Origin of the sequence: Desulfuromonas sp. KJ2020, from assembly GCF_024197615.1 — a bacterium.
Lineage (GTDB): Bacteria > Desulfobacterota > Desulfuromonadia > Desulfuromonadales > SZUA-540 > SZUA-540.
Genome location: NZ_JAKUKE010000003.1, coordinates 750,780 through 762,721, shown reverse-complemented (window position 1 = coordinate 762,721; position 11,942 = coordinate 750,780). Strand labels below are relative to the sequence as shown.

The window sequence follows — 11,942 nt, the reverse complement described above, 5'->3', positions numbered from 1 at the left end:
GCTCTATCGTGCGACACCTATCGGATATAGCCGATAACGGTTTCGCCACCGATGGTATTGTCTCCCACGACCGAAGTCACCTCGGCCCCAGGAGGGAAATAGATGTCGACCCTAGAACCAAAACGGATCAGGCCGTAGCGCGCGCCTTTTTCGAGAATTGACCCGATGACGGGATAGGTGACGATGCGGCGGGCGACCAGACCAGCGATTTGTACAAAAAGAAGTTTTTGGCCGCCAGGGGTCTCCAGCAGGATACCGGCCTGCTCATTCTGCAAGCTGGCCTTGTCGAGCGAAGCGTTGAAAAACTCGCCCTTGTTGTAAAACATATCAAGCACCTTGCCGGGGAAAGGTACCCGGTTCACATGCACGTTAAAAACGGACATGAAAATGCTGACCTTGGTGACTTCTTCCTTGAAGAAGCGCTCTTCCATCACGTTGCCAACAAAGATGATCTTGCCGTCGGCAGGCGCCACCACCGCCTCCTCGTCCGGGGGAAGGTGCCGCTCCGGGTTACGGAAGAAATAGACAGTGAAAAGGGTCAGGCACAAGCTTACAAAGGTCAGGAAGCCCCAATCCAGTAGAGCGAACACCAGCGTAACAAAGGCAAATATCCCGATAAATGGATATCCTTCCACGGCAACGATCTGGTTCTGATTGCGCATTTTGCCATCCTCGTGATAGGTCTTCAAAAAACGAGGGCAGGCCGCAGCCTGCCCTCGAGGAGTTTAACCGAATATTCTAGTTACGCTCTTTATCGACGATCTTATTTTTTCCGATCCAGCTCATCATGCTGCGCAACCTGGCACCGACCTCTTCAATGGGATGCTCGGCCCCCTTGCGGCGCAAGGCGGAGAGAACGGGCTTGTTAGCCTTGTTTTCCAGCATGAACTCGCGAGCGAATTCGCCTTCCTGAATCTGGCGAAGGATCTCTTTCATCGCCTTTTTGGTCTCGGGCGTGACAACCATGGGCCCACGTGTCAGATCCCCGTATTCGGCTGTGTTGGAAATGGAGTAACGCATGTTGGCGATACCCCCTTCATACATCAGGTCAACAATGAGCTTCAGTTCGTGAAGACACTCGAAGTAGGCCATCTCCGGAGCATATCCGGCTTCAACGAGGGTTTCAAAGCCCGCCTGCACCAGCGCGCTGGCGCCACCGCAAAGAACGGCCTGCTCCCCGAAGAGGTCCGTTTCCGTCTCCTCCTTGAAGGTGGTCTCAATGATACCAGCCCGGCCGCCGCCGTTGGCGCTGGCATAGGCCAGAGCGACTTCCTTGGTGTCCTTGGTGGGATCCTGGTAAATGGCAATCAAAGAAGGAACTCCCCCCCCTTTGGTGTACTCGTGACGCACCATATGGCCGGGTCCCTTGGGAGCCACCATGAAGACATTCACATCGGCTTTGGGGACGATCTGCCCGAAGTGGATATTAAAGCCGTGACCGAAGGCGAGATATGCCCCTTTTTTCATAAAAGGTTCAATCTCTTCACGGTACATGTCGCCCTGCAGTTCATCAGGGACGAGAATCATCAGCACATCGGCAACCTTGGCCGCCTCAGAGGTCTCCAACACCTGCAGGCCGGCCTTTTCGGCTTTGGCCCAGGAGGCACTGCCTTTGCGCAGACCAACGATCACGTCGACGCCGCTGTCCTTAAGATTGTTGGAGTGGGCGTGGCCCTGGCTTCCATAGCCGATAACGGCAACTTTCTTGCCTTTGAGAACGTCGAGATTGGCGTCTTTGTCGTAATAAACCTTCATCGTTTCCTTACCTCCTGATTATGGGGACCACCCCTAAAATAACGTTGTCTTATAGCACACAGAGCAGGCTACTGCAAAAGTTTTCGGCCAAAGGCCACAAGGATCGGGCAAAACTCAGGCGCCTTTCCAGCTTTTCGGGCCCCGCCCGAGCACGACCGGACCGGACCGGACCAGTTCCTTGATGCCCATGGGACGCAGCAATTCGAGAATGGCATCCACTTTCCCCGGCGCCCCGGTTACTTCGATCGTGTAGGATCGCGCTGTCACATCGACAACTTTGGCTCGAAAAATGTCCGCGATACGAAGTACTTCGGCGCGTGTTTCCTCTTCGGCCGTCACCTTGATCAGGGCCAGTTCTCGCTCGACAAACTCCTGCCCGGTAAAGTCGATCACCTTGATGGTGCTGATCAGTTTATTGAGCTGCTTGTTGATCTGCTCAAGAATTTGTTCATCCCCACGGGTCACCAGGGTAATTCGCGAGATACTCGGATCTACCGTCGGGGCTACGGAAAGACTCTCAATATTGAATCCCCGGCCGGAAAACAAGCCTGCCACGCGGGACAGAACACCAAACTCATTTTCGACCAGTACAGAAATCGTATGTTTCATTACACCGTTCTCCTGAGTATCGATTCAAAAGCCTGCTAGGAGGCCAACACCATTTCATTAAGACCGGCTCCGGCCGGAACCATGGGCAAAACATTCTCTTCACGGGCGATCTTGAACTCCATGATGACCGGACCGGGAGTCTCAAGCGCTTTTTGAATCACACTCTCCACCTCTTCCGGCTTGCTGGTACTCAACCCCGTCGCCCCATAAGCCTCAGCAAGTTTGACAAAATCAATGGGCAACTCCATACAGGTCTGGCTGTACCGACGGTCAAAAAAGAGCTGCTGCCATTGCCGAACCATACCAAGGAAGTTGTTGTTGAGAATAACGATTTTGACCGGTAGCCGATACTGAACCAACGTGGCGAGTTCCTGAGAATTCATCTGAAAGGAACCATCTCCGGAGATATCGATGACCTGCCGGTCAGGGAAAGCCGCCTGGGCGCCGAGGGCCGAAGGCAGGCCAAACCCCATGGTTCCCAAGCCGCCGGAACTGAGAAAAGTCCGGGGTTGGGTAAAGTCAAAGAATTGCGCCGTCCACATCTGGTGCTGACCGACTTCCGTCGTGATGATGGCATCGTCACGGGTCAGTTCGCGGATTTTCTCAATGACGAACTGCGGCTTGATCACGCTCTTGGAGTTCTTGTAAGACATGGGGTGCTGTTTTTTCCAGCCGTCAATTTCCTGCCGCCAGGTCGAGGTCTCGTCAATATGAACCTTGACCTCGTCGCCATGCTCGGCGAGTTTGGCAATCATCTTCTGCAGCACATCCTGAACGTCGCCGACAATAGGCAGGTCCACCCTGACGTTCTTCTTGATCGAGGTGGGATCGATATCGATATGAATGATTTTGGCATGGGGAGCAAAAGTTGCGATCTTCCCAGTAACCCGATCATCGAAGCGGGCGCCGATGGCCACCAGCAGGTCCGAATTGGTTACAGCCATATTGGCGTAGTAGGTGCCGTGCATGCCGAGCATCCCCAAAGACAGGGGATGCTTTTTGGGAAAAGAAGCCATCCCCATCAGCGTGGTCGTCACCGGTGCCTGCAGCGCCTCGGCAAAGTCCTTCAATTCATGGGAGGAATTCGAAAGCGTGACACCACCGCCCACGTAAACCACTGGCTTTTTGGCGCTCAATATCATCTTGACCGCTTTTTCGATCTGACGGGTGTTGCCGCTGTAAGTCGGTTTGTAACCACGCAATTCGACGGTCTCGGGATAGGCAAATTTGGCAGTGGCGATCTGCACGTCTTTGGGCAGATCAACCAATACAGGCCCGGGACGACCGGTACGGGCGATATAGAAGGCCTCTTTGATTATTCTGGCAAGATCCTTGATATCCTTGACTAGATAATTGTGCTTGGTTACCGGCCGGGTGATACCGACCATGTCTGCTTCCTGAAAAGCGTCGTTGCCGATCAGAGCGGTGGGCACCTGACCGGTGATGATGACCATGGGAATGGAATCCATGTAGGCCGTCGCGATGCCGGTAATGGTATTGGTCGCTCCCGGTCCGCTGGTCGCAATGGCGACACCGACTTTACCTGTGGCTCTGGCGTAACCGTCGGCAGCGTGAACGGCAGCCTGCTCATGTCGGGTAAGAATATGACGAATGGGGGAACCCATCAGATCGTCATAAATGTTGATAACAGTACCTCCGGGGTAGCCAAACACCGTGTCAACCCCTTCAAGCTGCAGACATTCCAAAAGAATCTGTGATCCGGTCTTTTTCACCAAGGCCTCCTGAAAGATATTCTCAATCCAATAGGGGGATTTGCCCCTCTTGATTCATCGTGATCTTTGCTAACGACGCAACTGCTCGACGTCCCTGACCGCCCCTCGGGCGGCACTGGTTGTTGAAGCGGCATAGGCCTGCAGCGCTTTGCTGACCTGCCTATTGCGTCCTTGGGGCTGCCATGCCCTCCCCCCCTTGTCCGTCATGTTCTTCCTTCGACGTTCCAGTTCACTGTCAGCGACTTTCATCAGGATGGAACGCCCGGGGATATCAATCTCAATGAGATCCCCCTCTTCAATCAAGCCAATAGGTCCGCCCTCTGCCGCTTCAGGGGAAACATGACCGATCGACAGTCCGGAAGTTCCCCCCGAGAAGCGCCCATCCGTAATGAGAGCACAATTCTTCCCCAGACCTTTGGATTTAAGGTAACTGGTGGGATATAGCATTTCCTGCATGCCTGGCCCGCCCTTGGGCCCCTCGTAACGAATAATAACGACATCGCCGGCCTGGACCCGATCCCCAAGGATGGCGTCAACGGCCGCCTCCTGGCTTTCAAAAATACGGGCCGGTCCGGTAAACGTCCACACGGACGGATCGACTCCGGCGGTTTTGACGATACACCCTTCGGGCGCCAGGTTGCCATAGAGCACGGCCAGGCCGCCATCCTTGCTGTAGGCATGACCCACGTCTCGAATACAACCACCGGCCCTGTCCTTGTCGAGTTCCCCCCACTGATTGCTTTGACTGAAAGCTTCAAGGGAAACCTTGTTGCCGGGCGCAGCCGCATACCGGGTATGGGTTATGGGATCAGCGGATGTCATGATATCCCATTGTTGAATAGCCTCGCCCATGGTCGGACTATGCACGGTCGGGCTGTCGCGATTGATCAGTCCGGCACGATCGAGTTCAGCCAGGATGCCGATGACACCGCCGGCACGATGAACATCCTCCATGTGGTAGTGGGAAACAGCCGGCGCCACCTTGCATAAATTGGGAGTTTCCAGCGACAGCCGGTTGATGTCATCCATGGTGAAGTTGACAGCCCCTTCCTGGGCCACAGCCAGAAGATGAAGAACCGTATTGGTAGAGCCGCCCATGGCGATATCCAGACGCATGGCGTTTTCAAAAGCGGCGAAGCCGGCGATAGAACGAGGCAGAACCGTTTGATCACCTTGTTCATAATAGCGTTTGGCCATCTCCACGATTCGTTTTCCCGCTTCAACGAAAAGCTTTTTACGCTCCGAGTGCGTGGCGACGAGACTGCCGTTGCCAGGGAGACTGAACCCGAGGGCTTCTGTCAGGCAATTCATGGAGTTTGCGGTAAACATACCCGAACAGGAGCCACAGGTGGGACAGGACGAACGCTCGTATTCCGCCAGGTCCTTATCGCTGACTCCGGGTGTGGCGGCAGCAACCATGGCATCAATCAGGTCAACATGAAGTTCCTTGCCGGCGATATGGACTTTGCCTGCCTCCATAGGCCCCCCGGAGACAAAAATAGCCGGGATGTTAAGTCGCATGGCCGCCATGAGCATACCGGGAGTGACTTTATCGCAGTTGGAAATGCAGACAAGAGCATCGGCACAGTGGGCGTTGACCATATACTCAACCGAGTCGGCGATCAGTTCCCTGGAGGGCAGGCTATAAAGCATGCCGGCATGGCCCATGGCAATGCCGTCACAGATCGCCACCGTATTGAATTCCTTGGCGATCCCGCCAGCTTTTTCCACTTCGGCCACCACAAGCTGCCCGAGAGCATGAAGATGGACATGCCCCGGCACAAACTGGGTGAATGAGTTGACAACAGCAATAACAGGCTTGCCAAAATCGCTGTTTTTAACCCCGGTGGCCCGCCATAGAGCACGAGCGCCTGCCATATTCCTTCCCTGCGTCGACGTGTTGGATCGTAAACCGGCCATAGATGAATGCTCCCGATATATATTTCAAACGATTCCACCACGGGAATCGTCTCAGTGACTTATGATAGGAATAGTCTGTCCCGCTGTCGTAAAACCAGATCAACTCGTCTAGTCCAGCCAAAGAAATGTTGCGGCCGGCAAAACGGGAGCAGATACAATGAAAGGGTTCAAGCTGTCGCCCGAACCCTTTTCCATTCGCAGGTCTGACAAAACAGGCTAACGATAGTTATTGAGGATGCGCTCCATTTCGTCCTTTCCGGCAAGTTTGAGCTTCTGTAATTTTCGTTTTTCCAGTTCTTCCTCAGGAGTCAGAAAAGATTTTCTGGTGAGTGATTCCAAGTCTTTTTCCAGCAGTTGATGTTCCTCGTAAAGTAACCGAAAGCGGGGATTCTGGTCGAAAAGACTTTGTACCAGGGACTGACTATCCTGCTGCATCGTACACCTCCCGGGAAAGAGTTTACATATGCCAGAAAACACAGTTTTAAGATAGCGAAGCAGCCTGAGGTTGTCAACCTTGAATAAAGTCATTCTCCTGGCGTTTGGCCATGGCAATTTCGGCCTCGGAAAGGCGAATATAAAGGGGTGCCAGGGATTCAAGAGGAATGGCTTCCCCCTGCCGATACGCCTCCAGCAAGAGACTGGCGGCCAGGGAAGCCCGGGGTGCGGTAAAAGGCCAGGGGGCGAAATGGGCCTTAGCCCCCAAATGTTTCAAAATGAGCGAACGATACAGAACGGCGCCGTTGCCGATAAACAGGGTTGAAGCCTCTAAATTGGACACCACCCTTTCAGGATCGGCCACCACGGCGGTTCCGATGCTTTGAGGATGCCCTTTCTCGCAGGTAAAAAGCTCCGAATAGACCTCCTGCTTGCGTGCGTCCACCATGACACAGACCGGATAACGGGCAAATGGGACAGAGGCGGCCAGAACACTCAAGGAAGAGACGCCGACAACGGGTTTGCCGGTCGCCATGGCAAGCCCCTTGACCGTAGCCAGCCCTACCCGCAGCCCCGTAAAGGAGCCCGGGCCGACAACAACGCCGAAGGCTGCGATATCCTGGATGGACATAGCACAATCGGACAGCAGCTGCGATATGCTGAGCAGCAGTCGATCCGTGTGATTGGCAGCTTTAAGGTCGAGAAAGAGTTCACCGACGAGGGTTTCGCCACGACTGATCGCAATGCTCCCAGCAGGGGTGGAAGTATCCACGGCAAGAAGGACTTCAGACAAACCTACCCTCCAAAAAATATACGCACAATATCATTGTAAAAAGCGAAAACCATCAGACCCAGAAGCAACATCAAGCCGATCTGCTGGGCGATCTCCCGGGTCTTGAGCGAAAGGGGCCGGCGCAGGATCAGTTCAAAGAAATTGAAAAACAGATGCCCCCCGTCGAGAATCGGGATCGGCAAGAGATTGAGGATTCCCAGCTGAATGCTGAGAAAGGCCAGAACCGAGAGGATACTGGCCAGATCCGTCTGAGCGGCCTGCCCTGCCACCTGAATGACTGTAATAGGTCCGCCGATATTTTTGCTGGGAACATGGCCGGCAAATAACTTTTGCAGGAAAACCAGTGTCAGATCAATAAGCTCCATCGCCCTGTCCGCCCCGGCGTTCATGGCGTCAGCCAGGCCAAATCTTTTAAAACTGGTCTCAAGCTGAGGTGCGACACCTAAAAGGTATTCATCGGGGTTTTCTTCGCTCCGCTGGGTCTGCACCGAAAAGCTCAGCGTCTCCCCTTGCCGATTCACCCGATAGACGGCCGGAGCCGCCCCGGTCTGCTGAATGATGGGGCTCAAATCATACCAGGACACGATCGGGTGATCGTTAATGGCCAGGATTTCGTCTCCCACCTGCAGGCCGGCTTTTTCAGCCGGCATGCCGGGAGCGAGAGCTCCCACGACAGCCCTCTGGACCGGCATAAGACCGACGGACTCCAACCCTTCCAGACCGCCATCTTCGGGCGTCAGCAGGATCGAAACTACCTGTTCATCCCGTTGAACGCTGAAATCCAGTCCATAGCCAGCGTAGGAAATCAGTGCGCGATTGGCGTCCGACCAGGTCGGCACTCGGTCCCCGTTGATACGCTGGATGCAGTCGCCCCGGGCAAAACCGGCCGATTCAGCTTCGGAACCCGCTGTCACCATGCCAACACAAGGGGTCCTCTCCAGATAGGCCGGCACATTGACACCAACCAGATAAGCCACAGGCAGAACAAGAAATGGCAGCAGGAGGTTCATGATGGGGCCGGCAGCAACGATCGCCATGCGCCGCGAAACAGGCTTGTTGGCAAAGGAGCGCTTGCGTTCCTCAGGTGTGACAGCCCCACCCTCCCCCAGGTCTCCCACACTTTCCCCCAGCATCTGCACATAGCCGCCGAGAGGAATGGCGCAGATCATATAATCGGTTTCACCGTAACGGATGGAGAGAAGCCTTGGACCGAACCCGAGAGAGAACTTGAGAACCTTGACTCCCGCCAACTTGGCCACAAGAAAGTGGCCGAATTCGTGGATAAAGACAAGTATGCCCAGCATGAGGATGCCGGCGACCAGAGTGAACATGGATTCTTCCCCTACAAGGCCGCGTCTATCAGACGACGTGCCGCCTGTCGCCCCCAGCGATCGGCGCGCAGGGCTTCGTCGATATGTGTCAGCGCACCATGGCGATGGGCGTCCAGAACGCGACGCAAGATATCGGGGATGGCTAAAAAGCCGAGTTCCCTGTTGAGAAAGGCCTCGACGGCCACCTCGTTGGCGGCGTTAAGGACAGCGGGAGCGGTACCCTCAGCCCTGAGTGCCTCATAGGCGAGTTCCAGGCAGGCGAAACGTTGGTTGTCGGGTTTCGAGAAGCTCAGGGAACCTAAAGCGCAAAGATCCAGCGCGGGAAGATTCAGAGGGAGCCGTTCCGGATAGGACAGAGCATAGGCGATGGGGGTTTTCATGTCGGGGATGCCAAGCTGAGCAATGACCGACCCATCGACATATTCGACCATGGAGTGAACGATGCTCTGGGGATGAATATGGACATCGATCCGGTCCGCCGGCAAATCGAAAAGCCAGCGGGCCTCGATGACTTCAAGTCCCTTGTTCATCATGGTGGCAGAATCGATGGAAATCTTCTTCCCCATGGACCAGTTCGGGTGCGCCAGCGCATCGGCGGGAGAAACCTGCTTCAGTTCGGCGAGGGCTTTGTCCCGGAACGGTCCCCCGGAGGCCGTCAAAATCAGACGCCGGACATCAGCCTTGCGATGCCCTTCCAGGGACTGGAAGATAGCCGAATGTTCGCTGTCAACCGGATAAAGCTTCACGCCTTTGCGCTGGACCGCCTCCATGACCAGGGCGCCCGCTGTCACCAGAGTCTCCTTGTTGGCGAGGGCGATATCCTTGCCCGACTCGATCGCGGCCATGGTGGGGACCAGTCCGGCGGCGCCGACGATGGCCGAAACGACCATCTGAGCCTCGTCGTGAACAGCACAGGCCATGAGTCCTTCCAGCCCGGAAAGAACCTCCGGCGCGGCCGCGCCCAGCATATCGCGCAAGGAAACCTCGTCTTCCTTGCGTAGCACAGCCACGACAGAAGGACGAAAGCGCCGAACCTGTTCGGCCAGCAGGTGAAGATTGGCACCGGCCGTCAGAGCAACAATCTGAAATTGATCGGGATGGGCCGCAGCGATATCCAGCGTGCTGACGCCAATCGATCCGGTAGATCCAAGTACAGATATTTTCTTCATGTCGAAAGGTGTCTATCCCTTGAAAAACAGAAAAGCATAATAGTAAACCGGAGCAAAGGCGAACAGCAGACTGTCCAACCGATCGAGAATGCCACCGTGGCCGGGGATGAGGGTCCCGGAATCCTTGACATTGAAGCTGCGCTTGAGCATGGACTCGAAAAGGTCGCCAAGCTGCCCCAGCACACCCAGGACTCCGCCCAGCAAAACCACGTCACTCCACGAAAGCTCCTGAAAGAAAAAGATTTTGGCCAGTCCCGCCCCGACAAAGGTTCCGGCCACTCCCCCCAAAGCCCCTTCTACACTTTTATTAGGGCTGATAGCGGGATAGAGTTTGCGTCGACCGAGAGCTGAACCGATAAAATAAGCCGCTGAATCACAGGCCATAATGCAAAGAAGGGCAAAAAAGATCCATTCCCGCCCGAAAGGCAGGTCTCTGAGGAGCATAAGATGCCCCAGAAGCAAGGGGATATACAGCAGGCCCAGCATGACAAGGCCCATTTCCTGGACAACACGCGTCAGGTCGCGAAAGGAGAACAGAAAAGCCACAGCGAAAAAGAGAAGGAGGAAAACAAGCCAGCCCTGGAAATACCCGACATTCCCCAAGGCAAAAGGGATAAGGAGAAAAGAACCGCCAACAACGGCAAGAAGCTGGATTTTTTGGCGACCGTCGCTAAGTGCCATCCCATAGAACTCATGAAGAGCCAAAAGTCCGACGCCAAAAACCAGCACATTGAAAACCATAGGGCTGGCATAGATAATAAAAAGCACCAGCAGAGGAAGCGCAACCAAGGCCGTTAAAATTCGCGTCTTAATGATTCCCCTCCTTGGGCGACGAGGATTGAGTAACCTGCTCAGCCGTCAGACCGTAGCGCCTCTCTCGTTGGGCATAGAGTTCCAGGGCACGACGCAGCTCAGCCACGTCGAAGTCAGGCCATAGTGTTTCGGTGAAGTATAATTCGGCATAAGCTAACTGCCAAAGTAAAAAATTACTGACCCGCATCTCGCCGCTGGTGCGGATAAGCAGATCGGGATCAGGCAGATCATGGGTATCCAGAGCGCCTGAAAAAACTTCCTCGTCAATATCCTCGGTCGCCAAGGTTCCAGCGGAAACCTGCCGACAAAGCCCGCGAACGGCCCGCAGAATTTCATCTCTGCCACCATAGGAAAGAGCCAGGGTCAGCACCATTTCCTGGTTGTTGCCGGTCCGTTCCATGGCTTCTTTGAGCGACACCTGCACATCGGCAGGCAGGCGCTCGATTTCGCCGATCACATTAAATCGAATGCCCTCACCCAACATTTTGGGGAGTTCGTTGGCGAGATATCTGGCGAGAAGGGACATCAGGGCGTCTATCTCAGCGGGGGGTCTTCCCCAGTTTTCAGAGCTGAAGGCATACAGGGTGAGGTAGCGAATCCCCTGAAGCCTGCACTCCTCGATGACAGTACGCACGTTATCGGCACCACGACTGTGGCCGGCCGTACGCGGCAACTGTCGGCGTTCAGCCCAGCGGCCGTTCCCATCCATGATAATGGCGAGATGTTGTGGAGTCTGCATATCTGTCTTCCGGAAAGAAAATCAATACGTTAAAAAGGGCGTTAATTTACCATGAAACATTCTGCCAAACAAGAAGCTTGTTCCCCACGGGCCTATCACTTTCACGTCCCTGTTCGCGGATTTCCCATAAAAAAAGGAAGACAGCGCCAGGCCGTCTTCCCATAAGTTTTTTCGGGATAGTATCCCGGATGAATCACTTTTCGCTACTGGTAACCGTCATGACCGGAATCGGAGACTTGCGCACGACCTTTTCAGCGGTGCTGCCAAACAAAACATGGTCGAGACCCGTACGTCCGTGGGTTCCCAGGATGATGAGGTCGGCGGACTGCTCCTGCCCCTTCTTGATGATCTCATCGTAAGGTATCCCCGGCACGATAAAGGTCTCGTAACGGATATCCTCACCAAGGTGGGTTCGGCAAAACTTTTCCATCATCTTTTTAGCGCCCTCTTCAATTTCCTCTTCCAGTTTGTCAAAGGAAATATGGGGGACGTAAAAGCCACGCAGGTCAACCGGTTCGTTGATGACATGAACCAGCAGAAGTTTTGCCTCACACTTTTTGGCCAACATATGGGCATATTGAAAGGCCTGATCAGAACATTCGGAAAAATCCGTGGCAAAAAGGATGGTATTGAAATTTTTCATGC

General features: G+C 54.6%; 12 protein-coding genes. All 12 read right to left on the bottom strand.

What is annotated here, in order from left to right:
* Positions 1–17: 17 nt before the first annotated feature.
* The 12 genes from MJO47_RS11880 to MJO47_RS11825 all read right to left on the bottom strand — a co-directional run bounded on the left by MJO47_RS11880 (position 18) and on the right by MJO47_RS11825 (position 11,940).
* A complete protein-coding gene (locus MJO47_RS11880; RefSeq protein WP_253961341.1) occupies positions 18–662 on the bottom strand; it encodes a phosphatidylserine decarboxylase family protein in 645 nt (214 codons plus the stop codon).
* A gap of 76 nt (positions 663–738) precedes the next feature.
* Positions 739–1,755 (bottom strand): ketol-acid reductoisomerase, encoded by a 1,017-nt coding sequence (gene ilvC / locus MJO47_RS11875; RefSeq protein WP_253961340.1) that lies wholly within the window; start codon positions 1,753–1,755, stop codon positions 739–741.
* A 114-nt stretch (positions 1,756–1,869) separates the two neighbouring features.
* Positions 1,870–2,364 (bottom strand): acetolactate synthase small subunit, encoded by a 495-nt coding sequence (gene ilvN / locus MJO47_RS11870; RefSeq protein WP_253961339.1) that lies wholly within the window; start codon positions 2,362–2,364, stop codon positions 1,870–1,872.
* A gap of 35 nt (positions 2,365–2,399) precedes the next feature.
* The gene (ilvB, locus tag MJO47_RS11865; protein ID WP_253961338.1) at positions 2,400–4,097 is read right to left on the bottom strand and encodes a biosynthetic-type acetolactate synthase large subunit; all 1,698 of its coding nucleotides are present in this window, start codon (positions 4,095–4,097) and stop codon (positions 2,400–2,402) included.
* 69 nt (positions 4,098–4,166) lie between these two features.
* Positions 4,167–6,017 (bottom strand): dihydroxy-acid dehydratase, encoded by a 1,851-nt coding sequence (ilvD, locus tag MJO47_RS11860; RefSeq protein WP_253961337.1) that lies wholly within the window; start codon positions 6,015–6,017, stop codon positions 4,167–4,169.
* 216 nt (positions 6,018–6,233) lie between these two features.
* Positions 6,234–6,452 carry a YdcH family protein gene (locus tag MJO47_RS11855; protein WP_253961336.1) on the bottom strand — a complete coding sequence of 73 codons (219 nt, stop codon included), beginning with the start codon at positions 6,450–6,452 and terminating at the stop codon, positions 6,234–6,236.
* A 73-nt stretch (positions 6,453–6,525) separates the two neighbouring features.
* Positions 6,526–7,245, bottom strand: a complete 720-nt coding sequence (gene tsaB, locus MJO47_RS11850; RefSeq protein ID WP_253961335.1) for a tRNA (adenosine(37)-N6)-threonylcarbamoyltransferase complex dimerization subunit type 1 TsaB — start codon at positions 7,243–7,245, stop codon at positions 6,526–6,528.
* 2 nt (positions 7,246–7,247) lie between these two features.
* Complete coding sequence (rseP, locus tag MJO47_RS11845; RefSeq protein ID WP_253961334.1) at positions 7,248–8,576, bottom strand: RIP metalloprotease RseP; 1,329 nt, start codon at positions 8,574–8,576, stop codon at positions 7,248–7,250.
* A gap of 11 nt (positions 8,577–8,587) precedes the next feature.
* A complete protein-coding gene (locus tag MJO47_RS11840; RefSeq protein WP_253961333.1) occupies positions 8,588–9,745 on the bottom strand; it encodes a 1-deoxy-D-xylulose-5-phosphate reductoisomerase in 1,158 nt (385 codons plus the stop codon).
* A 12-nt stretch (positions 9,746–9,757) separates the two neighbouring features.
* Positions 9,758–10,546: a phosphatidate cytidylyltransferase gene (locus MJO47_RS11835; protein WP_371926698.1), complete on the bottom strand. Its 789-nt coding sequence runs from the start codon at positions 10,544–10,546 to the stop codon at positions 9,758–9,760.
* Between the two features lie 7 nt (positions 10,547–10,553).
* The gene (locus tag MJO47_RS11830; protein WP_253961331.1) at positions 10,554–11,297 is read right to left on the bottom strand and encodes an isoprenyl transferase; all 744 of its coding nucleotides are present in this window, start codon (positions 11,295–11,297) and stop codon (positions 10,554–10,556) included.
* 193 nt (positions 11,298–11,490) lie between these two features.
* Positions 11,491–11,940, bottom strand: coding sequence for a universal stress protein (locus tag MJO47_RS11825; protein ID WP_253961330.1), 450 nt, complete (start codon positions 11,938–11,940; stop codon positions 11,491–11,493).
* Between the last annotated feature and the right edge of the window lie 2 nt (positions 11,941–11,942).

Coding starts and splice junctions, on each gene's coding strand:
- rseP (WP_253961334.1), bottom strand. CDS start 8,576: ATGTTCACTCTGGTCGCCGGCATCCTCATGCTGGGCATACTTGTCTTT.
- MJO47_RS11840 (WP_253961333.1), bottom strand. CDS start 9,745: ATGAAGAAAATATCTGTACTTGGATCTACCGGATCGATTGGCGTCAGC.
- MJO47_RS11830 (WP_253961331.1), bottom strand. CDS start 11,297: ATGCAGACTCCACAACATCTCGCCATTATCATGGATGGGAACGGCCGC.
- MJO47_RS11855 (WP_253961336.1), bottom strand. CDS start 6,452: ATGCAGCAGGATAGTCAGTCCCTGGTACAAAGTCTTTTCGACCAGAAT.
- MJO47_RS11825 (WP_253961330.1), bottom strand. CDS start 11,940: ATGAAAAATTTCAATACCATCCTTTTTGCCACGGATTTTTCCGAATGT.
- ilvC (WP_253961340.1), bottom strand. CDS start 1,755: ATGAAGGTTTATTACGACAAAGACGCCAATCTCGACGTTCTCAAAGGC.
- ilvN (WP_253961339.1), bottom strand. CDS start 2,364: ATGAAACATACGATTTCTGTACTGGTCGAAAATGAGTTTGGTGTTCTG.
- MJO47_RS11880 (WP_253961341.1), bottom strand. CDS start 662: ATGCGCAATCAGAACCAGATCGTTGCCGTGGAAGGATATCCATTTATC.
- ilvD (WP_253961337.1), bottom strand. CDS start 6,017: ATGGCCGGTTTACGATCCAACACGTCGACGCAGGGAAGGAATATGGCA.